We start from the raw sequence: 25,372 nt of genomic DNA, 5'->3' as shown, positions 1-25,372 counted from the left end.
TCCGGACGCGTCCTCCACACCTAAGTTAAATCTCCATTTGAGATTGACTCAGCCCCGGGAATCAAATACACTGTAAGAGTCCGAATGATAGAAAACAGGGAGGCTGAAGATGGATAAACATGGAAAAATCAATCTCGAATATTATAAGGTGTTTTATTACGTATGCAGATGCGGAGGAATCACGGCGGCTGCGGAAGTACTCTGCATTTCCCAGCCGGCTGTGAGCCAGGCGGTGCACCAGCTTGAGACGGCGCTGGGATGCCGGCTGTTTCTGCGGACTTCCAAAGGTGTAAAGCTGACCAGAGAAGGTGAAGTTCTTCATTCTTATGTAAAAAGAGGTATTGAATCTATCTATGATGGGGAAGATACTCTGAAGAGAATACAGGATTTGGAGACGGGGGAAATCCGGATCGGAGCCAGCGACATGACGCTGCAGTTTTATCTTCTCCCTTATCTGGAACGGTTTCATGAGAGATATCCTAAAATCAAGGTGAATGTTTCCAATGGACCGACACCGGAAACTTTGGAATTTCTGAATGAGGGAAGAATCGATTTCGGTATTATCAGTACGCCTTTTGAGGCAAAACCGGGTGTAAAGAGCATCCCTGTGAAAGAGGTGGAGAATATTTTTATTGCCGGTCCCAAATTCAGAGAGGAATTGTGCGGCCGTAAAGTGAATTACCGTGAACTGCTGGAATATCCCTGTATTTTTCTTGAGAAGAAAACGAGTACCAGGCGGTTCATGGATCAGTTCCTGGAAGAAAAGGGGATATTTCTGGAGCCGGAATTTGAGCTGGCTACCAGTGATATGATTGTCCAGTTTGCCAGACGTAATCTGGGTGTCGGATGCCTGATGTCGGGGTTTGCCCGGGAAGCGCTTGAACTGAACCGCGTTTTCAGGCTGGAATTTGAGGAGGAGATGCCCCACAGGCAGTTCTGCCTTGTAACCTCGGATAAGGCCTATATGTCACCGGCAGCGGCAAAGCTGTTTGACGAGTTAACGGGTTGAAATGACTGCTCCGCTGAAAGTGTTAAAACGGAACGACATCATTAAGATAATTGTAGATTATGACAAACATAAATAATATTGATTTTACTTATGAGATAAATTCGTGTATTCTAGTCGTGTAAGCATTCCTGTTTAATTGTCTTCAAGGAATGCAACGCTGTACTAGACATATGACTAACGCACAGTAACAGTGCAATGATTCCTAGGAGGAAAAGATTCATGGTAAGAGCAATTGTAGGAGCAAACTGGGGAGACGAAGGAAAAGGCAAAATTACGGATATGCTGGCAAAAGAGTCGGACATTATTATCCGGTTTCAGGGAGGAAGCAACGCCGGTCATACCATAATTAACAACTACGGCCGTTTTGCCCTTCATCTGCTTCCGTCGGGGGTGTTTTATGATCATACGACCAGTATCATCGGTAACGGTGTCGCGTTAAATATCCCTTATCTTATTAATGAAATTAATGATCTGATTTTAAAAGGGGTTCCGAAGCCCAGGATTCTGGTATCTGACAGGGCCCAGATTTTGATGCCTTACCATGTTCAGTTCGATGCGTACGAGGAAGAACGCCTTGGCGGAAAGTCCTTTGGTTCCACCAAGTCGGGTATTGCGCCGTTCTATTCAGATAAATATGCAAAAATTGGTTTTCAGGTCAGCGAGCTGTTCGACGCCGACAGCCTGAGGGAAAAAATCAGCAGGGTATGTGAGACAAAGAATGTTCTTCTTGAGCATCTTTATCATAAGCCTCTTTTGGATCCGGAAGAGCTGTTCGCAGAGCTGTTGAAATATAAAGAGATGGTGGAGCCGTATGTCTGCGATGTATCCGCTTATCTTTACGAAGCGCTTAAGGAAGGAAAGAATATTCTTCTGGAAGGCCAGCTTGGTTCTTTGAAAGATCCGGATCACGGAATTTATCCGATGGTGACTTCCTCCTCCACATTGGCGGCCTACGGCGCCATTGGAGCGGGTATCCCTCCCTATGAAATTAAGAATATTACCACTGTGGTAAAGGCATATTCCAGCGCAGTCGGCCAAGGCGCATTCGTGAGTGAGCTTTTTGGAGAGGAAGCGGACGAATTGAGGCGCCGCGGCGGCGATAAGGGGGAATTCGGCGCGACAACAGGCCGTCCGAGACGCGTGGGCTGGTTTGATGCCGTCGCCAGCAGATATGGCTGCCGTATCCAGGGAACGACAGAGGCAGTGCTTACGGTATTAGACGTACTGGGCTATCTGGACGAGCTTACAATCTGTACCGGATATGAGATAGACGGCGAGATTGTAAAAGATTTCCCTGTGACATGTAAGCTGGAAAAAGCAAAACCGGTCTACAAGAAGATGCCGGGCTGGAAATGCGATATCCGCGGTATCCGCAATTACAATGAGCTTCCGGCGGAGTGCCGCGCTTATATTGAAGAAATTGAGAAGGAAATCGGCGTTCCGATCACGATGGTTTCCAATGGACCGGGACGGGATGAGATTATCATGAGAAAATAGCAGGCTGCAAAGGGACGCAGGAACTGTTTCTTTTGAACGCTGATTGAAAAGCAGGTACGAGTGCTCTGTCCCCTGTCTACTTGACAGGGGGGCAGAGCACTCGTACCTGCTTTTTATGTTCAAATTCCAATAAAATATTCCTTTGAAGTCTTGCTGTGTTACTGCTTATGATTCGATTCGGGTTTTCGCCGGGATATTTGTATTGAAAATATTTATCAACGGTTATTTCTTGTCCTTTCTATATTTTATTATGACATAGTATCCATACAGAATGGACGGAACCACGATCGTGCAGAAGAGGGAAGCCATTAAAAGGCTCTGGGACAGAGGGCTGTCCATCAGGGCGAAGACGATTGTGGATGCGTAAAGAAGCAGGAGCAGGATGGCGGCAGCCATGGCCAGCAGTCGTTTATGTCTCATGGGAAAACCTCGCTTTCATAAAAATCGATCAATTCTCTGCGCCGTTTTTTGCGGAGTGTGGACAGAAAACTGTAATATTATTATAAATGATGTAAGAATTTTTTTCTATACTTTTCACCTGCCATGCGATAAAATAATAGAAACAGCAGTAACAGTTCATGCTGTCGTAACTGTTACAAGCAATTAGATGAACATACAGGAAAGGGGCGCTGTGTTTTGAATAAATATGGGCTTCTATTTTTTTCTGTCTGCCTGATGATGATCCTGTCATCCGGTACGGTGTTTGGCCAGGAAACACTTCCTGTGCAGGAGACGGCTTCGGCGGACGCAGAGCAGCAGGCGGAAATAGACGGACAGGCGGCGGAGACTTCGGGAGAGCCGGACCCTTCTGTTGACGGGGAGTGGGAAGGCGACGGGGAAGACTGGCAGTACCGGCTCACCGACGGAACCTGCCTCAAAAAGAGCTGGTTGTATTACGGCGGCTGCTGGTATTATTTCAGCAGCAGCGGATATATGCAGACAGGTGTTAAGCGAATCGGATCCAAAACCTACTATTTCGGAGGAAACGGGGCCATGGCTGTCGGCTGGGCCTATGATGAGGATGATGAGTGCTGGTACCATGCGGCGGAGGACGGGGAGCTGACAAAGGGGTGGCTCCATGCCGGAGGCGCCTGGTATTGGTTTGATTCCAAATATAAGATGTACAACCGTGGGTACCGCATGGTTGATGCGCATAAATATTATTTTTACGAAAACGGCCAGATGGCGGCCAATCAGTATGTGGAAATGAATTATTATGATGAAAACGGACTGCGGGATAAGCAGTATGATATTACGATTCAGGGGAAAAGGAGGCCCACGGCTGAGGAAAAGAAGGGGATCACGGAGGCCATGGAAGGAATCCCAAGAGAATGGATCCGCAAATTTAATGAGTCAGGCTGGGAGCTTATGTTTTTCACGGATAAGAAATATTATTCCGCCCCCCGGACCGAGCAGGGGATTTATTATGTATATCATAAGACGGATACCCATTACAAAAAACTGAAATTCACAAAACCGGAGTCGCTGGCCCTGGCCTTTGGCGAGTATGTGGCCTCGGCAACCGGAAATGATAAAGAGGAAAATGCCTTTATGGCCGACTACCAGCAGTACCTGATGGATAGTGGGATAGCTCAGCCTCTTCCATCTTATTTTGACAACGATTCTTCCATGCTGTTCGGAAACCTGTTTGAGAATTACTGCAAGCCGGAGGTGAGAGCCGATATGAAAAAGCTCAGCCCCTCCCTGTACCGGTATATGGAGGAGACGCTGGGGATCAGTACGGAGGGACAGAAGCCGGATGAGGATGATTTTATTGAGATGGACGACGACCCCGGCATCATTTCGGGCGGAAACGGACCGGCCTCCGATGAAAGCCTGGGAGGGCAGATTGGACCGGCAGGCGGGGCGGCATAGGAGAAACATCGATAATCTGCACGCTCTGCGCACAGGTTACCGCCCTCAATGAGGCAGTAAAAGCAGCCGGAGTTTTGAAGAGATGCATATTCTTCAAAGCTCCGGCTGTTTTTACTTCTCCTGTCCTCGCCATGGCGGTCGGGACAGGGAGGAAATCAAAGAAAGAAGAGGGCCGGGCATAAATTTTTATGTAATGGAATATCCTCTGACCCCGTTCACAAGCACGGCGGGAAGCGGCGGCGCAGGGGGAACCGGCGCAGGGAGTCCGGGGGCGCCGTGGGTATCCCGTCTGTTAACCCATCCCTGCCCGATGTAATCCGCTACATAGGACGGATGATGATGCCTGTTGGGGAATGAGTAGGAGTAATAGACAAGTGCAAAACCTGCCGGAGGCGGCAAGCAGGCAGGTATATCCGCCGGATTTCTGGCAGCCGTAGTTCTATAGTAGACGCCGCCGTGATGGGAAGCCTGCATATAATGATAAGGAGCTGCGGTTGCTGCTGCTGAGACGGCGGAAAGGAGGCAGTCTCCCGCCAGCATCGTTTTATTCCCGTTTGCAAAAACAAGTTCGGCAAAAATACCATTGTGATGCGGGTGGGTAGAGCCAACAGTAGTGATTTTGTGGATGGAAAGGTTAATGCCAAAGTTTGGCATGGCAGAGACGGCTGTGTACAAGGTCAGCGTGCCGCCATTCGCGGCAATAAAATGATTGATTTTCATGGCACTGGGGCTGCTATACCCGGATGGGGCATACCAGTTCAGGTTATAGCAGGCTGGGACCTGAACCGCCATGTTCGTATGATCCAAATGCCAGTGTGACAGGATAATGGAGGAGGTGGTAGGATTATTTGCGATCAGCCATTGTATGGCGGCGGCAGCGGCATTACAGCCCGGAGCCAGAAAATGCCGTTTATTAAATCCGTCAGGAAGGCCAAAATCGAAAAATCCCCGCAGCAGTCCCTGATCAAACAGGCCTACTAAAAGGGCCTGACCCACATTGTAGATAAAGGCCTCATCGAAGGTTGTTCCCGCATTGAATGGGGCCGGGGCGGAGAGGGGGCGCTCTTCCCCTGTAGCCTGCCCTGTAATCTCAACCGGAGAAAACAGTAAACCGGCCGGGTACGGGACGGGAGACATATGGAGAAGGCAGCTTCCGTTTACAATTGCATAAGCCAGAAAAGCGTAGATATTATCGGCATTCAAGACGGGGGAATATTGTTCAAAGCCAAGAGATACAGGGCGGTTGAAGCGATTTGGATCGTCCGATACGTCGATTTGGTAGAAGACTCCGATCTGATAAAAATGCCAGGAATTATCAGTGAATGCGCAGAGTCCGCATGTACAGGGAAGGGTGGCAAGATATTCGAGTTTGGCAAGCTGGAACACCCTGCTTGAGATTCCGCAGGTGTGGAAGGCATGAAACGCTTTTTTAAAGGGGCCGTCCTCTATTTCATCGTAATAGCAGAAATCATCAAACAGCGGTTCCACATCTGCAAAATTGAACAGCTGCATTTCGGCGTAAGTGACGGACGGATCTCCCGTATCAAAATTTTCTATAACGGCGTTCCATGAAAATTCAGTCTGTATCCGAAAAGGAAGAGGGGAGTCCGAGTCCTCTGTTTTCCCAAACCTTTCGCAGAGGGTCTGAACCGCCTGGTTTTGATACAGTCTCAGATTCAGCTTTTTGATATCATGTTCTGATAAATCTATCTCACTCAGGAAATGAAAATGTTTCCTTCCAATCCATAGAGAAGAGAGCGCCGGTTCAAATCCAAGTTCCCCAAGCGCCGCCTCAATGCCATATTCCTGACCGGCCAGATTCATTCTGACGGCTGGCTCGGCGCTGTCAAAAGTGAAATAATAAAAATGCATAAAGACTCCTCCGATATAAAAATCTACCAGTTCCATAACACGCTTCGCGATGCCCAGAAACGGCAAAAAGAGCCGTTGATTGTGGTGAAAAGTTCACTTTTCATCACGTCGCGCCGTATAACTCGGGATTTTCGTGTGAAATACACACGAAAACACCTCGCGGAACATTACCCTGTGAACAGTAGCGAACTGTTGCATAAAAATTCCGAAATAAATGGATATATATTGAATATTACTGTACATATATAGTATCATATAAGAAATGAATGTTTATTGCAATGAAAAATTAAAAATGCATACATAAATTGCTGTAAAAGCAAAGGCTTTCAGAGAGTGAGATGCGGGATGGATCGGTATCGTTTGGAATATCAGTGGGAATTCGCAGAAAACAGGTGGCATACGATATTTTATATCAATGGGGAGGAGTGTGAGCTCTCATCGGTTGAGGAACTGGAGAAGTATGTGCAGATGCCATTTTCCGATGAGATAGAAGGTGATGTCCGGATGCAGTCGGAAGCGCTGCCTGAGGGGGAATATGATGTGACTTTTCCGGCCGTAACCGTCTATGATGAGAAGGCCGGGCGCTGGAAAGCTGCGGCAGAGCCGTCAGGCGGCAGTCTGCCGTCTTTCGGCAAAGCTGCGGCTATGCTTCTGGCCCTGTCGGGGCAGACATTTCCGTCTGAGATGCTTCCGGCGCTTCCGTCGGCGTCCATGAACGGAGTCTATGAGACGGAGTCAAAAGAAGACCCGAGCCGCCTGGAGGCGTCTCTGACGGCGGAAGGAACCTGGACGCTGTTTGGAAACTTTAAAATCGGACATCCGGGCCTGCATATTTGTGACCGCGGCCCTTACGGCTCCTTTGGAATCCTGGGGAGCGTTTTTATCGGAACAAAGGAGCTGGCATTCTTACTGGCGTACAGCGGAGGGCGTCTGTGTATCAGCGCAGATAAACTTCCGGCAGAGCTTCCGTCTCTTGAGGATTTCGGAGGCTTATTCGGCCTTAAGCTGGACGAGCTCCTGCCGGACGAAATACTGGCTCTTGGCGGCCTTAAGCTGGAACGTCTGCTGCTTCTTCTGCCAGCCGGCCTCTGGCCGCTTGACCGGCTGGAGTTTTCCGTTACCATGACCGGGACATTCCGGCTGATGGGAATCGAAAGTCTGACACTGTCTGAGATTGGGTTTGATTTTGACGGTTACGCAGTTGGAGGAAAAGGAGGCGGGGAGTCGTTACAGATACGGGGAAAATTAAGCTATGAAGAAGAGGATTTGTACCTCTCTGCTCTAAAATACGGGGAGGGTAATTCCTGGCGGTTCTCCGGCGTATTTTACAATGGGAAAGAATTTGGACTCATGTCCCTGTGGAATCTTCTGTCCGTGGGAGAGGCCCCGGATATCCTGAAAGCGATTGGCGTTCCGGTCTATACTGTATCTGTGGACTATGATATGGGACAGAATCACTTTGCCGTCCGCGCCTGGTTTAGAAATGACAATGAGCTCTTTCTGGAGGCGGACGGCAGAGTGCGGCCGGTAACATTCCGGGCCGGGGTCAGCCTGGCTCCGGAGATACGCCTGAGCTCACTGCCTGTCATAGGGGAGAGCATGCATGCTCTTGACGGGCTCTTCCTAAACGGCATCAGCCTTTTGTATCAGACCGGAACGGGAGTGACGCTGTGCGGCAGCTTAAACGCGCCTATGCGGCAGCTTCCCTTTACCCTGCACCTTTGCAAACCGGCCGGGACTGAGTCAGCCTGTGAGGGGCTGTGGGAAACAGCGGATGAAAAAGTTAATCAAGTCGCCTATGAAGACGCAGACACCATATGCTGGCTGAAGGCGGACTTGACGCTCGGCCCGCTAGAGCTTGTGCGCATCGGAATCGGATATGAAAAAGACCGGCTGTCTTTTATGGTGGATACCGCTGTGTGCTGCAAAATGATGGCAATCCGGTTTCTGGGACTTGGATTTTCAATGGACCTTTCGGATTTCAGAAATCTTTCCTTTTCTCTTAAAGGTATGGAGCTGTCGTTTAACACCTCCTCCTTTTCTCTGGGCGGTTCATTCATGAAAACTTCGGACAGGCCTCTTGAATTTGACGGCAGCCTGCTTCTGCGGGCAGGTGATTTAAGCCTGACTGTCATCGGCTCTTACACAGAGACAGAAGGCAGCCCTTCCGTGTTCGCCTACGGAGTGCTCAGAAAGATGCTGGGTGGACCGCCTGCATTCTACGTGACCGGCGTGGCGGCCGGGTTTGGGTATCAGAGGGGGCTCCTTCTCCCCGACATCGGGCAGGTCGCGGAGTTTCCGCTGATTCGTATGGTTTATGAGGAAGGAAACGAGGCAGAACTGATCCGCACTCTAAAGGAGCGGTACATGAAAATCTCCGGGGAGGAGATGTGGCTGGCCGCGGGAATCCGCTTTACGTCCTTTGAGATGGTAAAATCATTTGCCATTTTAACCGTATCAGTAGGAAATCATCTGGAAATCGCCCTGCTGGGATTGGGACAGATGACGCTCGGCACGATTGCAAAGGCGGAGTTATCCTTAAAAGCCGTAATCTGCCCGGAGGAAGGGATTTTCTCCTTAAGAGCGGCGCTGACTAATGAATCTTACCTGTTTTCCCCGGACTGCCACCTGACAGGGGGATTTGCTTTTTATGTCTGGTACGGGGGAGTTCACAAGGGGGATTTCGTTCTGACGCTCGGCGGATATCATAACGGCTTTGAGAGGCCTTCCCATTATCCGGAAGTGGAACGCCTTGGCTTTTCCTGGATGGTAAATCGGAATCTGAGTTTTTCAGGCGGGCTGTATTTTGCGCTGACGCCGTCCTGCATCATGGCCGGAGGAGGAATTGACGCCAGATATGCCAATGGAAATCTGAGCGCATGGTTTTATGCCAGGGCCGACTTTCTCATGTATTGGAAGCCGTTCTACTATCAGATAGGGATAGCGGCTGGAATCGGCGCATCCTACCGGGTGGACTGCCTGTTTGTCCATCATACATTTACGCTTGAACTATCGGCGGCGCTGAGTCTTTGGGGGCCTGAGTTTACCGGGAAAATGAAGGTGAAGTGGTGGATCATCTCTTTTACGATAAAGTTTGGCAGCGGGAACAGCGGTATAAAATATCTGACCTTTGAAGAGTTTCTGGAACAGTGCGTTCCCGGTGACGCAAAACAGGGTAAAACCGGTTCGCCGGACTGCGGCTCAGGTAAAAATTATGCCACGGTCACAGTGAGTGACGGCCTTATAGAGGAAACGAAAGACAGTGAGAAGATGCCGGTCAGCCTTGTGCGCGGAGAGGGCTTTAAGCTGTCAATCCATACGCAGGTGCCGAATGCCGCATTTCATATAAACAGCAAACCTCCATGCCGCGGAGGAAACGAGAGCCTGTTTATTCTGCCCATGGGCGGAGTCCCGCTGTCCTGCGAGACGGTTGTGACGGTGAAAAAGCAGGATAGAGCTGGAGTATGGAAGCCGGTGAAACATGATACCTTTCTGGTTGAGGAGCAGTATGAGAATATTCCGGCCGCGCTGTGGGGGAAGGAATTGTCTTGTGACGGTTCTATGATAGAACACGCTCTGACCGGCGTTCTGTTAACGCCGAAGGAGACGGAAGTCTATGTGTTCCCCGACAGTCCGGTGGATCTTGACCGAATGGCGGAGGAGGAAGCCGTTTTAAAAGATTGGTGTTTCTGCCGCCCTGTTTACCGGGTAAAAGAGGAGGAAGACAAAGAGCTGTCAAACCAGGAATTTTCGAAGACCGCCATGGCGGATGCCGCAGTGGAAGACAGAAGAAAGCTGCTGCTGTGGCTGAATGACAGGGGGATGGAGCTGGAGGGTGACGGCCGGATCGGCAGCCTGGCTGAAAATGCGGAGAATCTGTTCACGGAACAGATTACATTCTGCAGGGATATAGCCGTTTATGGAGAAGAATGATGAAAGAGTATGGAGAAATGCAGTTTATGGCATCCTCGCCGCCTGCGGCGGATGCCGGAGAATATCGGGTTAAAGTGCATCAGAATGTGACAAGCCCTGTGGCGGAGGAGATACCCGGAGCAGAGTTCCGCTTTTTTGCGGGAGAAAAGCGGTTTGAATTGGAACCGGGGGAGATATACGAAGCTTATCCACCGGCCGGTATGGTGTCCGATTATGGGGTTACACTGCCTCACATCATTTTTAATAAAAAAGCGTATCCGTGGGACCGGCGGATCGGAGGCGGCCCGGCGCTTAGAGAAAATACACCGGTGAAGAATCAAACTCCGTGGATTGCGCTGCTGCTGTTTGATGAGGATGAGGAACCAAAGCTGTCGGAAGTCACTCTGCAAAAGCTTTTGAACAAAGAAGAAAAATGCTTTTTTCCCTTGGCCGGAACAGGATTACAGCCCGGCGAAGACTGGGAAAATACATGCAGTGTGATCCGGATGAGTCCGGAACTGTTCAAGAAAGCAGTTCCGATGGAAGCGGAGCTGCCCTGGCTGGCGCATGTCCGGATTACGGATCTGCATGAAAGGCCGGATAACATAATCGCACATCCCGGATATTTTGGCGTTATTGTGTGCAGCCGTTTTCCCCAGGCGGTGAACAGGACGGTGCGCTGCACCGCCCATCTGGTTTCATTGGAGGGATTTTCCGGTTACCTTCCCGGAGGACGGGAGGAGGCCTGGAAGAATGAGGATTGGATTCAGATGGTATCTCTGTATCACTGGGAATTTTCCTCGAGAAAATCATCGGAGGAGAGTTTCCGCACCCTGACGGAAAAACTGGATTCAGGGAGGCTCAGCCTGTACCAGAGCGGGGAGCCGCTGCCAGGCGGTCCGGCCCATGCTGTGGAACGGCTGCAAAAAGGATATACTGTTTTGAATCACATTGTCAGGACGGGGGAACAGACCGCGTCCTGGTACCGGGGACCGCTTACTCCGGAGAAGCCGGACAGCTCCCTTCAGGGGCAAAACGCCGGAGCGGACGGCCGGATCCTTTATGACAGGGAGACCAAGCTGTTTGATATGAAGTATGCCGCGGCCTGGCAGCTCGGCCGTCTTATGATGTTGAACAGCAAAGCGGCGGCAGGAGAGCTCTGCCGGTGGAGAAAACTGGTTTTTTGTGAGCGCAGAAGAGCGGGGGAAGTTCAAATCCTTAAGAAACATTTTGAGGCATTTTCTGTTTCGGCAGGGAAAGAGGACAGGGAGCATCAGGGCAGCATCAGAACAGGCTTTATGGAATATCTGGCCGGCGATCTCGGAAAATGGCTGGTTGGCGGCGGGGACGCCGCGTCGGTATTCGGCCCTGTAAAAGAGGAGGAGAATCATGAAATCCTGGATGGATACAGACAGAAGTGACAGAAAGTTCCCGTTTGAGGCAACGACAGCCGGTCAGCTGCCGGACAGTGTTCTTGATTGGATTGCAAAGACATGGCTTTTATATGATGTTCCGTTTCAATACCTCGTGCCTGACGAGCGATTCCTTCCCATGGAATCCGTACGTTTTTTTCATCTGGATCAAAATTGGATTGAGGCGATGGTGGAGGGCGCTCTGAGTATAGGAGGAGGCATTGCTGCGGAACGGGAACTTTCCGGGGCTTTCGCCGGACTTTTTCGTGAGAAAGCAGCGAACCGCCTTCGCCGGCCCAGAAGGCAGCGGATGCATGAAAACCATCTTATCAAGTGCAAGGCTAAGGAGAATCTTCAGCCGGAAACGGATTTTATGGGATTTTTGATTCGCTCACGCCTCGTTGGAGCTTATAAAGGAATGGAGGTAAAGGGGCGGGAAGGGAGCCGGGAGCGTGAGCTTCTCAGGCTGGAAGCGCTGTCTGACACCGTTATGATAGGGATTTTTGACGGGAGCGTAAACGAGGTGATTGTGACGGAGCCTTCGGAGGGACTTCATTTCGGAACGCGTACCGTGGATGGAAGAATTTATATCAGGCGGATCAAGGCGGAGGGAGATAAAAAACCGGGCGACAAATTATCGGATGAGCTGTACCCTGTACCGGTGAGAGCGGGCAGGACGGTTGATGTTTTATCTCTCGCCTCGATGTTTATGGAGAAACTTCATACCGATCATAACGAATTTACGTCCGCAGAATTTGCTCTGGAGATGCTTTGCAGCGCATCGGAGGTCAAGTTTTGCCGGGAGGAGGATAAGACATGATATTGGTGCCTATGACAGTGGAGGCCCTCATCGTAAACCGGTTCGGGAATTCCAGAGAGTATGCGGATATAGCGGTAAATTATGAACTGCTGAACGGTGTCTCACTCCTCGGTGGTGTGATAGAACCGCAGCCATTCAAAAAAAGGGCCGCGCCCGGGGCCGGCGTCCATCTGCATTTTATTCTGCCGGACGGGCTGACCCAGGGCATGGAGACGGAAAATGGCTTTGACTATCCCGCAGTGCCGGACCGTTACCTTGTGACAAGGCTCACCATCGTAAAATCAACGCCCGATAAGCCGGTAATCACGCATAAGTCATGGATTCTGGAGAGCAGCTACGTTGGCAGGGATAATGTGGGGAGTATCTCCATACCGGAATTTTCGGACAAAGAGAATTTATGCCGCTATCTGGGAAGAACCTATCCATATGAGAATACGGCGCCGCCGGGAGAGTATCTTTCAAAACTGACGGTTCTGGGGGCGGGGACGCCGTATTTTGCCGCCTGCTACCAGACCTGCAGAAGCGTGTTCGGATTTCACGACGATCTGAAGGACGTGAAGGAGGGAGAGCTGATCTACACGGTGGCCGGCTGGTACGCGGAACGGAAAAATTCTCCTTTATATGGGCTTACCGGGACAGAATACGAAGAAAAACTGAGAGAGATGGGATTCTTCCTGGGCGGGGGATGGAGGGAAGAAAATGATTCGGATCTGCTGCTGCACGGCGCGGTGTTCCACGTAAAGTGGGAGGGGGAGGATGCTGATTATCCGACCGGCGGACCGGAGGGAGCGGTCCGCGTGGCACTTGGCTATTCCTCGGCCGAGGCGCTGTCCGCCCTGGCGGCGAAGGAGATATCCCGTCAAAACGGCAGAGATATGTATGAGCTGGAACGGATTTTGAATATTCTCCAGTCTGATCTCCTGGGGGAACTGGGGGAGATAGACGGAATCCTCAAAACCGAGGATCGGCTTCACCGGGGCCGGTTTGGCGAGTCGGGAAAAAGCGGAGAATGGCTTCTGAGGCCGGCCGACGGCAATAAAAACAGCCCTGAAGAATCGGTCAGGGCAGCAGTTTCTGCCTTAAATAAGCTTCAAAAAGAGGCGGAGTCACTCTCTGATATCGTGGAATCGAAGAAAACAGAGCTGTATGATGTCTGGTACACCTATATGCTGTTGTACAGTTATCCGCCGCCTCCTTTTATCAAACAGCCTCTGTCGCAGGAGGAATTGTTAGAAGAGGGAAAACGGATTCTCGGAGAAATTGAAACTTACAGACAGGAATGGTTGGGAAAGGAGGCAAAGAGGCAAAGACAGCAGGAGAACCTTAAGTCGCTTCTGGCGGATCAGTCCTTCACACCGGAGTTTAAAATGGCGCAGGAGCAATTTTTCTTTCCGGAAGTTCCTGTGATTTTGGCTGCGGGAGAGGGCGTCAGCAGGACAAAACTGTTTGGAACAGACGGCAGGTTCCGGGAGGACGGGCTTTTGTCAGTGCGCAGGGAGCGGGAGGTGATCACCTCCGTCTCCTTTATGGAGGGAGGCGGTAAAATATCCTGGGACAGCAAAACGATAAAGCCGTTTTGTGATGAATTCACACAGAGAGCGGACGTCCCTCAGGCTGCTTATCAATTATATGATGAGACTGCGTTCCTCTATCTGGCGGAGGGAGGCTCAGGGAAAGAATATACAGGTACGCTGCCGTCCGCCGTCTCAGTCACCTGTTTTCATCCGCCGTGGAATCCGCTGTTTTTAGACTGGCGGCTCCATTTCCTGCCCTCAAGGACGCAGGCTGACCCGGATAACACGATGGAAGACTGGAGACTCGGCGATATCGATTATTCTTACAAAGGCGCGGGAGAGGCAGGGGAATTGAAACAGTACAGAGGGCGCATGATTATAACCCCTCACGCGGCCCAGGGACTGAGCGATGCCATAACCCGCCATATAGAGACATTCCGGTATAATGAGACGCTGTACCGGCAGTTGAGCGCCATTGCCGGGAAAGCAAAGGAGCTTCCGGTTCTTTCCCAGAACATGAGCGGGTTGAACGAGGCATTTCTCTGCAAGGATCAGGCAGTATCCTTCCCTATATTCGGGGTGACAAAGACAGCCGTCAGCTTTGCCGATGCTGTGCGGGCTCAAGTCGGAGATTACGGGGAGCTTTCATTGAATGTCAACATGGAATTTCTTCCCGTCAGAGCCGGATTCATCCGCCCGGACGCACTGAGGATGATAGACACCTTCGGGCAGACAGCGGAGCTTGACAGTTATCTGAATGATATTGCGGTAGCGGAATCCATAAGGCCGGAAGGCGGCGGGGAATATGGAGTGTTGCCGCCGAGGCTTTCCGGACCCGGCAGCCTTTGCCTTGACTGGGAGGAAAAAGCGCCGGAATTTTCCCCTGTCTGCGGTTACCTCATGCCGGATTTCCTGAACAGCCGGATCAGTATTTATGACGAAGCGGGCGGGTATGAGGGAAATCTGCATCTTGTCTGGCTTCCGGATGGAAGCACGCGTGCTGGTTTTACCGCGCTGGAGGATGGGAAGAAAAGAACGCTTTCCGGACACATGCGCCATTTTATCCACGGAATGACGGAGAGCGGGGACGGCGTGTTCCGGGCATTTTTGAAGCTGATTGATGAAAGACTTTCAGAGCGGATATCCGCAGGCGGCGATGAAGATCAGGAGCTTTCCATGCTGACTGGAAGACCGCTTGCCATGCTGCGGGGCGGACTTTCCCTCAAGTGGCAGGGGCTTCTGCCCTATTCTAAGGCACTGAAGGATTTTGGAAAGAGGAATACGTACGGATTTGAAGAAAATACTTATGAGGCAAGGATTGGAGATGTGAGATATGCGTCGGACGGGCTGATCGGTTATTACAGAGGGGAGGAGACGGGAAGTACCTACCGGACATTTTACCCTGCGTATGGTGCAAAGACGATGAAGGATCCCTATTTTTCCTGCAACAGTGACCTGGAACTCAAAGTGCAGCATGAAAAAGTGCGGCTCACCTTTCTTTTGGATGTGACAGGGAGTATCCACATCAGGACGGGGATTCTTCCGGTCTATGAGAAAAAGCCGGATCCTGTCTTTTTCAGGGATGCGCTGGAGTACATTAACCTACGCCTGCCAATCTATCCCATCCTGACGGGACCGGAACGGGCGGGAATTCCGCAGATAGGAGGGAAAGAACCCTTTTTCTGGTACTGTAGAAAGAACGGTGCTTTGGAACGGCGGGAGATCGGTGAACCGCCTGTGGCAGCGGAGATGCATCAGGAGAAAAACAGATTGGAAGACGGTTTCATGAGCAGGGAGTAAAGGAAGTCTTGCCCATGCGGCAGGAGGGAGGCTTAGATGAGGGAAAATCTTATTTTTGATTGGTTTCCCGCCAATATGGTGTACATCACCACAGATTTTAAAAGGCCGTATAAAAATGAACTTGAACTGTATGTGATGAATGCCTCGGAGGATGATGATATCAGCTTTAAAAATCAGTTTAAGCTGACGAAAGAGGATGAACTGCCCGGGATTCATGAGACAGAGAGCCGGCCGGAGTGGAGTGGCCTCTCCAGGATTTATGTGCGGTTTTACTGGGGAACCGGGGAGGGCTGCCTCTGTTCGGAGGAGCTGGGGAGCGCGATCGTCCCGAGCTGGGCAAAGGGGGAGTATCAGTGGGATATCAAACTTATGCCGGATGGATATTTTATCCTGATTCCCAGCGGGACGGTACTGCTTAAGAAAAAGTACAGCATTTCTTTCCTATTGGAAAATCTTATCTCTGATGCGATTGCCGGCCTGACTGTGGCAAAGATTTATATCCAGAACGTTCCGGGATATGAGGACTGCGAATATACGCTTCCCCTGTATAAGCAGGAGCCGCTTGAGATTATCATGTTTCAGGCGGATGACTCGCTGATTGGGAAGGGAAAAACGACGACTCTTCGCTGGGAGGTGAGGAATGCGCAGGAATGTATGCTTACAGGATTTGGACAGGTAGAGGAAAAGGGAAGCAGAGAGGTGAGCCTTCGAAGTTCGGACCGTTTCCTGCTGAAAGCCTCCAACAAACTGGGACAGCATGCGAGCGCCTGCGTCTGTATCAACGTGAGCGAGGGACAGTGGAAAGAAGAACAGCATTGCAAAGAGCTGCTTCTCCCGGAAAAAGATACAGCTTCCTCCTGGAACCGGGAACTTCTCTCCTGCGGTAAAAAGCTGTATGCGTTTTCCGATTCAGTTTTGTACGAGGCAAAGGACGGCACCGAATTTAAAGTTTTGTCGGATCAGGCCGGAGCCTGGCGCGCGTATGGGACGGCAGGCTATAAGGACAGCCTGTGGCTGTTTGGCACGGACACGCTGATGGGAACGGGCGTCCTGGTCTGCTGGCAGGCCGGGGAGGCACGTATCAGTCAATGGGGGTACCCATTTTTGCTGGATGGACAGACAGCGGTACTCAGAGCCGGTGACAGCGTGTGGGTCTGTGTTCTGCCTGACAGCAGCCATAAAGCCGAGCTGTACAGGAAAGGGGACTTCCCGGATGGCAGATGGCAGCTTATGGCAGTGTTAGAGACGGATGACGCGTATCTGGTCAAGCTGGCGGAGTGGGAGGATGCGGTGTGGGCGGCAGTCGGCACTGAAAAAAAGATTCTTCTGTTTGGCACGGACAACGGGATAGACTGGACTTGGAAATACGAAGTGGAGAATCCGAAAGAAAAGGAATATTTCTGGCTTCTGTCCAGGAAGGACGGCCTGTTTCTCATTATGCGGGACGGTATCTATGCCAAGCGCGGCAGCGGCGGTTTTGCAAAAGAATCCGTTCTGCCGGAAAAGCTGTCATGGACGGAGGAGAGGCCTGCCTGCGCGGGAATATTTAATGAAAAGCTCTGGCTGATAAGCCCGGAGGAAGATGGGCGCAGCGTCTGGTCTTATACATAAGAAATATAACATCACGGTTTAGCCGAAGGCTGACCTGTAACATAATATCATGAAAGATAAGGGAGGAAGTTTCATGGAAAGAAATTTAATGCAGTTGAGGGAAAAATTTGTATGCGAGCTGAAAGAGAACGGCCGTTCTCTCGCCTATGATCTGTCAAGAGAAGATCACAGAGACGTGTTTTTCAGCCAGTATGGAGGAGAAGAGGTATTTAAGCGGGAGTGTCCTCTGCTTTACGACGCGCTGTGGAGAAAGAGCGGCGCCGGGCGGCAGGAGAGGCTGGACGGGTACCTCGTAGGCCCCAGGGACTGTATGGAGGTATCCGATATTGCGTATGATCCGAACACGGTCGTATCTACGAATATAACGGGCAGATATACGAGGGAGATGCTCGGCGTTGATTTAATGGGAAAATTCATGGATATCACAAACGGACAGATTCTGGAGAGCATGGCTGTCTTTGATGAAAATATCACGGATATTGAGAATACCATGAAAGTAAATGCGGGCAGGCTGATTCAATCCGACGACAGGGAACTGCAGACACAGGCGGAGTTTTTCTGTGCAGAGGTCAATGCCCAGGGAGAACTATGTGCGCAGTCAACAAAAGTGTACAGCAATATTCTGAAAATTGAGGGAACAAAATACATTGTGAAGGCCGTAACTGTGGAATCACCGAAGCCGAAGGATGAGTCACATGAATACACAGAGCTTTTGTACGACAGGGATGCAGACGGGGGAGAGACGGCTGACTATCCCAAATATACAGGAGTGCGTCTGGAGCTTGGCAAAGACGTATATGTGAAGATTCATATTCCGGCCAAGATCACAATCGAATTAAATGATGAATTTGAATTTATAGTGGATGAGGCAGATAAGATTAAAGGGATTTATTTCAAAGATTTTGAGATGAAAATCTGGAGCCTGGATAACGGAACAGTTGTATTTAATAAAGATGACCTGGCAAAAAACATAATTGTCACCTATAATGAAAAAGAAAAGAATAAGATTACCTATGAATTTCCGTCGGACTGGGAACACCTGATGAAGATGAAGATTGTTTCCGCAGTGATGCTCGCTGATTTTAGCTGTATTCTGCCGATCAAATGCAAGCATGGCTCCATGAAATACGAAGAGGGGCAGGTGACGATTGTCGTCTCCAGCGATCTGGATACGGAGTCGGAAGATCCGGCGAATGAAAAGGTGAAAAAGATCCATATCAAGTTTGGCTGTCTTGGAAAAGATACAAGGATCCTTATGGCCGACGGTTCAGAACGGGCGATAGAAGATATCAGGATAGGCGATCTGGCACAGAATATGGACGGAATGCCGATTCGGGTTACAAATATTATCAGCGGAATGGAAGCGGAGATGGTATACGTAAAGACAATGGGCAATAAGGAGATACTGATGACAGAAGGCCATCCGGTCCGGGTGAGAAGGGACGGCAGCATCTGTACGGTGCGCGCGGTTGATTTGAACGGCGCGGATCTCTTTCTCACGAAGGACGGTGAGGAGGAACTCCGGTATATCTATATGAAGCCATATAACGACAGGGTCTATAATCTGGAGTTTGACGGGGAGGAGTTCTTGTATGCCAACGGTTTTTCCGTAGGAGATTTTGATATGCAGAACCACATGCCGCGGGAGAAAACGACAAAGAGAGAGTATTCTTTTGACACAAAGCCGGTTGCGGAGGAGATGAGGAAGCTTCTCAGACTATATCAGGAAAATATGGAATGATCAGATGCAGTAACATTCTATGCCGCCGGAACCGTTATTTAATCAGATATTCAGAAAAATAGATATAGATACGAAAACTACTTATAGTGACTTTTAGAATCGGATATGGTATAATGTATGGTGTAATCTGTTTTTGGCAGACAAGTACCGCAGATCCCTGCAGGATGCCATATCCGATTTCAAGAACGTGCAAATTTACAGGAAATTCAGTTCCGGGAGGGTTAGAAACGGGCAAATCAGGGAAAAATTTCTTAAGTATCTGTTTGGCCAAAAGAGTGTTTGAGAGAAAGAAGGTCTATCCAATGGGAAAGAAAAAATTGGGGCGCATCCTGGCGACAGGAGCAGCAGCTGCTGCAGCAGGCGTAGCTGCAAAAAAGGTTTACGACACGAAGAAAAAGAAAGATGAGATCCAAAAAGAGGCGGTAGAGGAAGCTGTGATGAAGCGCCGCGACTATACCGGACGGACGGCTCATTTTATCGGCGGCGGTCTGGCCAGCCTGGCCGGAGCCGCTTATCTGATAAGGGACTGTAAATTCCCCGGCAGCCAGATTACGGTCTATGAGGGAATGCATATTCTGGGCGGCAGCAATGATGGAATCGGAACGCCGGAAGGCGGTTTCGTATGCCGCGGCGGCCGTATGCTGAACGAAGAGACATACGAAAACTTCTGGGAGCTGTTCAGAACGATTCCTTCCTTAACACAGCCGAACAGAAGCGTAACAGAGGAAATTCTGAATTTCGACCATGCGCATCCCACCTGCGCCAAAGCACGTCTGGTCGACAGGGACGGCAATATTCTGGATGTCCGCAGCATGGGCTTTACCCAGGCTGAGAGAATGAGAATCCTGAAGCTTCTGCGTACCGATGAGAAGGAACTGGATGATGTGACGATCCAGGAATGGTTTAAGGACATGCCTCATTTCTTTACAACGAATTTCTGGCATATGTGGCAGACCACATTCGCATTCCAGACCTGGAGCAGCGTATTTGAATTCCGCCGGTATATGAACAGAATGATTTTTGAATTCAGCCGAATTGAAACACTGGAAGGCGTCACGAGAAGCCCGCTGAACCAGTACGACAGCGTGATCCGCCCGATAGAAGAGTTCCTGAGAAAAGAGGGCGTGGTATTTAAGGAGAATTGTACGGTAGAGGATATAGATTTTGCAGAAGGAGACGATATCACGGTTACCAGACTCCACCTGAATCATAATGGCGAGACTGAGACTGTGGAGCTGGGAGCTGAGGATCTCTGTTTCATGATTAACGCCTGCATGACTGACAGCGCGACTCTGGGCGATCTCCATACCCCTGCGCCGGTACCGCAGCAAAAGCCCATATCCGGCGAGCTCTGGAGTAAGATAGCAGCAAAGAAACCGGGCCGTCTCGGCAATCCGGAGCCATTCTTTACAAAAGAGAATGAGTCCAACTGGCTGAGCTTTACCGTTACCTGCCGTGGCGACAAGATTTTAAAGAAGATCGAGGCATTCACCGGCAATATTCCCGGCAGCGGTGCGCTTATGACATTTAAGGATTCAGGATGGAAGATGAGCAGCGTAGTGGCGGCTCAGCCTCACTTCCCGAACCAGCCGTCCGATGTCACGATATTCTGGGGCTACGGCCTTTATACCGACCGGGAAGGCGATTATGTGAAGAAAGCCATGAAGGACTGTACCGGTGAGGAGATGCTGCTTGAATACCTGCACCAGCTTCATATCCCGGAGGAAGAGATTGCCGGGCTGATGGAGACGGTCATCAATGTTATTCCCTGTTATATGCCGTATATCGATGCACAGTTCCAGCCGCGCAAGATGAGCGATCGTCCCCCGGTAGTTCCGGAGGGTTCCACCAACTTTGCAATGATAAGCCAGTTCGTGGAGATCCCGGAGGACATGGTATTTACGGAAGAATATTCCGTGAGAGCCGCCAGAATCGCAGTTTATACCCTGATGGGCGTCAACAAAAAGATCTGCCCCGTTACGCCGTATAATAAGATGCCTAAGATTCTGTTAAAAGCAGTTAAAAAAGCTTATTTATAGAGCAAATTCCTGCTGGTTATTAAATTTATCATTCTGCCCCCAAAGCGGTCAACGGAGAGAAAATCGACTCCCTGCGCTGCTTTGGGGGTTATTTTCTGCCTTAACAATTCTTATCCCGCTTTTCTTATAATGAACAAATAATATCTTATGGATAAAAATATCACATGTTCCCCTTTTTATATAAAAAATTGAAAATATACAAAGACTTATTTCCCTGCTATGCTGTCCCTATCAAAAAATCGAAATAAGTTCACAGGTCAGAAGGAGGTAAGAAATGAAACTTGGGACAACGGAATTAATCCTGATCCTGGTGGTGGCTCTGGTAGTCTTCGGGCCGTCCAAACTGCCTGAGCTGGGGAAGCTTGCGGGACAGGCGGTAGGCTCTTTTAAGAAGTATGTAAATTCCTTCGAAGGAGAGTGGAAAGAGGACGCGGGACCGGTAAGGACGGAGCAGGCGGTGAAAAAAACGGCGGAAACACAGGCCGTGATGACGGAAGAGACCGCCTCACAGATGAAAAGTGAAAACCGGGAACAGGCGGAGGGTATAAGGATATCTAACGAAGCCGCCGTATAGCAGGAAACTGCTCAAGAGGAGAAAGGAAGAAAAGAATGAGACTTGGTACGACAGAACTGTTAATAATTATGGGCATAGCAATTCTGATATTTGGGCCGAAGAAATTACCCCAGCTTGGCAAGGCAATGGGGCAGACGATCGGGAATTTTAAAAGAAGCAGTAAAAGAGCCGAGGACGATACGATTCAGGTAACGGAGGAGCAGACAGAAGTTTAAGATAAGCGGGGTGATGGAATTGGAGAAAGAGACGGGCAGAAGCCGTACCGCTGTATTAAAACGCTTTGGCTTTCGAAAAGAAACGCAGGAGTGCCGGATGTCGCTGGTATCCCATCTGGAAGAGTTCAGAAAACGGCTGGTAGCCTGCATCATATGTTTTTTTGCAGCCGTACTGATCTGTCTGGGCCAGGCGGCCTGGCTGACGGAACGTCTGATGGAAAAGGCGCAGGGATTTCAATTTGTTTACATAGCCCCGACGGAGCTGGTGCTGTCCTATGTCCGTCTGGCCCTGACGGGGGGCGTGTCACTGGCATGCCCGGTGATGCTTTATCAGATTTGGGGATTTATCAGGCCGGGGCTGACGCGCAGGGAACGGCAGTCCTGCTTTGTGATTCTGACCTTTGGAATGCTGCTTTTTTTAATAGGGGCGGCATTTGCCTTTGAAATTGTTCTTCCGATTACGCTGCTGTTTTTTGCCGGGATGAATGCAGGGCAGACGATTTCCCCGATGGTATCCATTGAAAGCTATATCAGCTTTGTGTCCACCACCCTGGTGACATTCGGAATCGTTTTTGAACTGCCGGTCGTTGTGATTATGTTCACCAGAATCGGACTGCTGAATCCGGCAATGCTGAGGAAAAACAGGAAGTATGTCATTCTTGCGGTATTCGTGCTTGCTGCGTTTATTACGCCGCCGGATGTGACATCACAGATACTGGTAGCATTCCCCATGCTGTTTTTGTTTGAAATAAGCCTGCTTCTGAGCAGAATCCTGTTCCGTAAACGGCTTAAGAGAGAAATGCAGGTAAACGGACAAGAAGCAGGGGACGTATAAAAATACTTACAGAATAAAATTGGAGGAGGAAAGCCGAATGAAAGAATGGGAGAAAACAGAGATTGAGGAAGGAAGGCCGGACGGGAAGATAAGCAGGCGCCAGTTCGTAAAAGGCATGGCCTGGGGAGCGGCGGCAATCAGCCTGTCTTCGATCCTGCCCGGCTGTGCGGCAGCCGCCGTTGCGACAGGAACGGAGGGAACGACAAAAGGAGCCGGTGAGACAACGGCGCCGGTAAGCGCAGGCAGCCCGGAGGGAGGCATTTATATCCAGGGCGGAGATATCAATATGAATGGTCAGACCTATACGCTGGAATTTATCCAGCCGGTGAAACTGGTGGCCAAGATTGACGGCGAAGAGAAGACGGAAGGGACATGGAGGTCAAGCAATAAACACCTTGTATCCGTAGATCCCGACGGAACCATTGTCATGCGTGACGGGGTGGGGGGATATGATGTTGAGATTACCTGGTCCTTTGAAGGGACCGTCTATTCCGTCAACTTCCATACGGGCCAGACTTCAGGCGCACACTCTATCGAAGTGGATCGTCCGATGACGAGAGGCGATTTTCTAATCCGTCTGGCCGACTATTTCGGCTGGTATCATTATAACGGCGTCATGGACGACGGAACCGATATTGACAATGAAGGCAATATCATGACAGCGGAGCGCGTGAGAAACTATTTTGACGTGACGGGAAGAAACGATTATGTAAAACCGGTGGAAGCGGCGCTCGATATGGGCATCCTGACGGCATCCTCCCCGGACGACTGCTTTTATCCGATGTCCGTCATGACCCGCGAGGATGCGGCGGTAATCCTGTGCAGAGCGTTTTGCCTGGAAGCCCTTAAGGAAGATTATCTGTCTGACTTCGAGGATGCGGCAAAAATAAGTCCGGAATGCAGAGATGCCTTAAATACGCTGACAGGGCGCAATTTCATGCGGGGGATAACCGACCGGATGCTGGGACCGTCAGACGGAATAACAGATACGCAGGCGCGGATCATAATTGAAGCAATCAGCAGAAGAATCGTGTCTCCGGTGTGGTCTATGCCTGTTTCCCACAGAAAATTCGTTCGCTGCCGGCCAATCTGGTTTACATCGACAAAGAATGCCACGGTGCACTGGCGCTGCCGGGCCTTCAACATCTCCCATCCGCAGATGAAGGGGCTGTTTGTCGGGGATCGGGGCAACGGCGTTACCTTGAGCGACGAATGGGGCGAGTGGATTGATTATATTCCGGGATACTCCACGGATCCGATGTTCGGACTGAATAATAACTGGGATTTTCCTTATGATAATGTTTACTTCTGTGTGGAGGTGGAGGCATATGCCACCAGGGACGGACTGGAAGACAGCCCTGTCAGCCGCTTTATCTGGCGGATTGACCGTCCGGCCTGGCATGATTTTGCTACAGACAAGCTGCATGAAGGCTCAGAGGATTACCCGGCCGTTTACCGGTTTTTTGATAACTTTCAGGCTGCCGCTTATTATATTGAGGGCAGCAAGATGGGAATCCTATACGACGGCCTGATGCCCACGAATACGACAACCACTCTGATTGACCAGGTCAATAAGATTGCGACCAAACCTTATGTTTTTGTGCTGGGACACAATCACGGGGATCATAAGGGGGCGATGGCAGCCGCTTACAACAACGGACTTGATGTTTACTTCTGCGACAGGGTAGGTCCGATTGACGGAGAGTGGAGTATAGAGACATATGCCAAGGATTACACAAGCGGCAATCCGACTGTCGTGGACACTGTATCGGGCACATACACAGGCGACAAGGTTCACCTTGTGTCGGAGGGGGATGTTCTGGATCTGGGCAACTGCAAGTTTGAAGTTTATCAGCTTCCCGGCCATGAAGACGCATCCATTCTGATTTATGACCGTGAACACGGGCTGCTGTTCTCTTCCGATATTTATGGAGTCAACCGTTACTGGGTAGCGGATCAGTTTGGGGCAAAGGGTGTCCGCCAGGATTTGCTGCTCTCGCTGCACCAGCAGCTTATGGCTGCCTATACAAAGGACGGCAGGCAGGTACGGGAGCTGTACACCGGACATAACCGGATTGGCGTTGGAAGCGATTATCTGATGGTATGGGAACAGTGCCTGCAAAATCTCGTTAATTACGGGCCGGACAGCGTCAGCGACGACAGGCGCGGAGACGGGGCAATTCTGGCAAAGGACGGCAACAGCTTCAATACTCTTAACTGGACCGGTTTCTCCATCTCGGGAAAACAGGTTGTGGCAGAATACAAGGGGAAATACGACGGCAATGTATTTACGCGTATTGAGCTTGATAATACGGGCGAAAGCGACCGCGTGGAGAGCAACCTGTATTTTGATTATAAGACAAATGCACAGCTGAGCAATGTCACTTTTTCGGATGCAGAACTCGTGGGCCATGATTTCAAATACAAAGCGGGGCAGGAAATGGAAAATGAGCTGCTGGAGGACGGCAGGCTAAAATACGCTGTTTCTAATAAATTCGTTCCCTTTGATTACGAGTATGAAGTGCTGATTTCCCCGCTTCAGGATACGGTGACTATGACGCCGGTGGCAATGTCCGACCGGATTACCGCGCTGACCGTCAACGGCGCCCCGGCGTCCAGCCGCTGTCCGGTTACCGTACCGGCCTT

At 50.3% G+C, this 25,372-nt stretch carries 16 protein-coding genes; 14 read left to right on the top strand and 2 right to left on the bottom strand.

The window, feature by feature from the left end:
* The first annotated feature begins 109 nt into the window (after nucleotides 1-109).
* Together CLOSYM_RS07760 and CLOSYM_RS07755 are read left to right on the top strand one after the other, a co-directional pair.
* A complete protein-coding gene (locus CLOSYM_RS07760; protein ID WP_003510439.1) occupies nucleotides 110-1,009 on the top strand; it encodes a LysR family transcriptional regulator in 900 nt (299 codons plus the stop codon).
* A 219-nt stretch (nucleotides 1,010-1,228) separates the two neighbouring features.
* On the top strand, nucleotides 1,229-2,506 hold the full coding sequence (locus tag CLOSYM_RS07755) for an adenylosuccinate synthase (RefSeq protein ID WP_044902248.1): 1,278 nt from the start codon (nucleotides 1,229-1,231) through the stop codon (nucleotides 2,504-2,506).
* A gap of 222 nt (nucleotides 2,507-2,728) precedes the next feature.
* Here CLOSYM_RS07755 and CLOSYM_RS07750 read toward each other — a convergent pair whose 3' ends face one another.
* The gene (locus tag CLOSYM_RS07750; RefSeq protein ID WP_003504362.1) at nucleotides 2,729-2,926 is read right to left on the bottom strand and encodes a hypothetical protein; all 198 of its coding nucleotides are present in this window, start codon (nucleotides 2,924-2,926) and stop codon (nucleotides 2,729-2,731) included.
* A gap of 216 nt (nucleotides 2,927-3,142) precedes the next feature.
* On the opposite strand from CLOSYM_RS07750, the gene CLOSYM_RS07745 reads away from it, so the two are divergent.
* Nucleotides 3,143-4,381, top strand: coding sequence for a choline-binding protein (locus CLOSYM_RS07745; RefSeq protein ID WP_009296427.1), 1,239 nt, complete (start codon nucleotides 3,143-3,145; stop codon nucleotides 4,379-4,381).
* Between the two features lie 186 nt (nucleotides 4,382-4,567).
* Here CLOSYM_RS07745 and CLOSYM_RS07740 read toward each other — a convergent pair whose 3' ends face one another.
* Nucleotides 4,568-6,253 carry a hypothetical protein gene (locus tag CLOSYM_RS07740; RefSeq protein WP_003510444.1) on the bottom strand — a complete coding sequence of 562 codons (1,686 nt, stop codon included), beginning with the start codon at nucleotides 6,251-6,253 and terminating at the stop codon, nucleotides 4,568-4,570.
* Between the two features lie 345 nt (nucleotides 6,254-6,598).
* Here CLOSYM_RS07740 and CLOSYM_RS07735 point away from each other — a divergent pair, with 345 nt between their 5' ends.
* From CLOSYM_RS07735 to CLOSYM_RS07685, 11 genes are all read left to right on the top strand, one after another.
* On the top strand, nucleotides 6,599-10,186 hold the full coding sequence (locus tag CLOSYM_RS07735) for a DUF6603 domain-containing protein (RefSeq protein WP_021641679.1): 3,588 nt from the start codon (nucleotides 6,599-6,601) through the stop codon (nucleotides 10,184-10,186).
* On the top strand, nucleotides 10,183-11,586 hold the full coding sequence (locus CLOSYM_RS07730; RefSeq protein ID WP_021641678.1) for a hypothetical protein: 1,404 nt from the start codon (nucleotides 10,183-10,185) through the stop codon (nucleotides 11,584-11,586). Before CLOSYM_RS07735 ends, CLOSYM_RS07730 begins: the two co-directional genes overlap by 4 nt.
* Entirely contained in the window at nucleotides 11,555-12,397 is an 843-nt protein-coding gene (locus CLOSYM_RS07725) for a hypothetical protein (protein ID WP_003510448.1), read from the top strand. The genes CLOSYM_RS07730 and CLOSYM_RS07725 overlap by 32 nt, the downstream gene beginning before the upstream one ends.
* On the top strand, nucleotides 12,394-15,711 hold the full coding sequence (locus CLOSYM_RS07720) for a hypothetical protein (protein ID WP_021641676.1): 3,318 nt from the start codon (nucleotides 12,394-12,396) through the stop codon (nucleotides 15,709-15,711). Before CLOSYM_RS07725 ends, CLOSYM_RS07720 begins: the two co-directional genes overlap by 4 nt.
* 36 nt (nucleotides 15,712-15,747) lie before the next feature.
* On the top strand, nucleotides 15,748-17,322 hold the full coding sequence (locus CLOSYM_RS07715; protein ID WP_003510451.1) for a hypothetical protein: 1,575 nt from the start codon (nucleotides 15,748-15,750) through the stop codon (nucleotides 17,320-17,322).
* A gap of 73 nt (nucleotides 17,323-17,395) precedes the next feature.
* Nucleotides 17,396-19,063 carry a Hint domain-containing protein gene (locus tag CLOSYM_RS07710; RefSeq protein ID WP_003510452.1) on the top strand — a complete coding sequence of 556 codons (1,668 nt, stop codon included), beginning with the start codon at nucleotides 17,396-17,398 and terminating at the stop codon, nucleotides 19,061-19,063.
* Between the two features lie 302 nt (nucleotides 19,064-19,365).
* Complete coding sequence (locus CLOSYM_RS07705) at nucleotides 19,366-21,102, top strand: oleate hydratase (RefSeq protein ID WP_003510453.1); 1,737 nt, start codon at nucleotides 19,366-19,368, stop codon at nucleotides 21,100-21,102.
* A gap of 274 nt (nucleotides 21,103-21,376) precedes the next feature.
* The gene (locus CLOSYM_RS07700; protein WP_003510454.1) at nucleotides 21,377-21,676 is read left to right on the top strand and encodes a Sec-independent protein translocase subunit TatA/TatB; all 300 of its coding nucleotides are present in this window, start codon (nucleotides 21,377-21,379) and stop codon (nucleotides 21,674-21,676) included.
* Nucleotides 21,677-21,711: 35 nt separating this feature from the next.
* On the top strand, nucleotides 21,712-21,891 hold the full coding sequence (gene tatA, locus CLOSYM_RS07695; protein ID WP_003504383.1) for a twin-arginine translocase TatA/TatE family subunit: 180 nt from the start codon (nucleotides 21,712-21,714) through the stop codon (nucleotides 21,889-21,891).
* Nucleotides 21,892-21,904: 13 nt separating this feature from the next.
* Complete coding sequence (gene tatC / locus CLOSYM_RS07690) at nucleotides 21,905-22,726, top strand: twin-arginine translocase subunit TatC (RefSeq protein ID WP_003504385.1); 822 nt, start codon at nucleotides 21,905-21,907, stop codon at nucleotides 22,724-22,726.
* Between the two features lie 37 nt (nucleotides 22,727-22,763).
* On the top strand, nucleotides 22,764-25,372 hold a 2,609-nt coding region (locus CLOSYM_RS07685), incomplete at its 3' end, for an S-layer homology domain-containing protein (protein WP_021641673.1).

The organism is [Clostridium] symbiosum ATCC 14940 (assembly GCF_000466485.1).
GTDB classification, from domain to species: Bacteria; Bacillota; Clostridia; order Lachnospirales; family Lachnospiraceae; genus Otoolea; species Otoolea symbiosa.
Note: the sequence above shows the minus strand (reverse complement) of the source record. Positions and strands in the feature narration are given on the sequence as shown.

Excerpts from the sequence above, each read along its gene's own strand:
- CLOSYM_RS07700 (WP_003510454.1), top strand. The coding sequence starts at position 21,377 with ATGAAACTTGGGACAACGGAATTAATCCTGATCCTGGTGGTGGCTCTG.
- CLOSYM_RS07720 (WP_021641676.1), top strand. The coding sequence starts at position 12,394 with ATGATATTGGTGCCTATGACAGTGGAGGCCCTCATCGTAAACCGGTTC.
- CLOSYM_RS07760 (WP_003510439.1), top strand. The coding sequence starts at position 110 with ATGGATAAACATGGAAAAATCAATCTCGAATATTATAAGGTGTTTTAT.
- CLOSYM_RS07755 (WP_044902248.1), top strand. The coding sequence starts at position 1,229 with ATGGTAAGAGCAATTGTAGGAGCAAACTGGGGAGACGAAGGAAAAGGC.
- CLOSYM_RS07750 (WP_003504362.1), bottom strand. The coding sequence starts at position 2,926 with ATGAGACATAAACGACTGCTGGCCATGGCTGCCGCCATCCTGCTCCTG.
- CLOSYM_RS07730 (WP_021641678.1), top strand. The coding sequence starts at position 10,183 with ATGATGAAAGAGTATGGAGAAATGCAGTTTATGGCATCCTCGCCGCCT.
- tatC (WP_003504385.1), top strand. The coding sequence starts at position 21,905 with ATGGAATTGGAGAAAGAGACGGGCAGAAGCCGTACCGCTGTATTAAAA.
- CLOSYM_RS07715 (WP_003510451.1), top strand. The coding sequence starts at position 15,748 with ATGAGGGAAAATCTTATTTTTGATTGGTTTCCCGCCAATATGGTGTAC.
- CLOSYM_RS07735 (WP_021641679.1), top strand. The coding sequence starts at position 6,599 with ATGGATCGGTATCGTTTGGAATATCAGTGGGAATTCGCAGAAAACAGG.
- CLOSYM_RS07705 (WP_003510453.1), top strand. The coding sequence starts at position 19,366 with ATGGGAAAGAAAAAATTGGGGCGCATCCTGGCGACAGGAGCAGCAGCT.
- CLOSYM_RS07725 (WP_003510448.1), top strand. The coding sequence starts at position 11,555 with ATGAAATCCTGGATGGATACAGACAGAAGTGACAGAAAGTTCCCGTTT.
- tatA (WP_003504383.1), top strand. The coding sequence starts at position 21,712 with ATGAGACTTGGTACGACAGAACTGTTAATAATTATGGGCATAGCAATT.
- CLOSYM_RS07740 (WP_003510444.1), bottom strand. The coding sequence starts at position 6,253 with ATGCATTTTTATTATTTCACTTTTGACAGCGCCGAGCCAGCCGTCAGA.
- CLOSYM_RS07710 (WP_003510452.1), top strand. The coding sequence starts at position 17,396 with ATGGAAAGAAATTTAATGCAGTTGAGGGAAAAATTTGTATGCGAGCTG.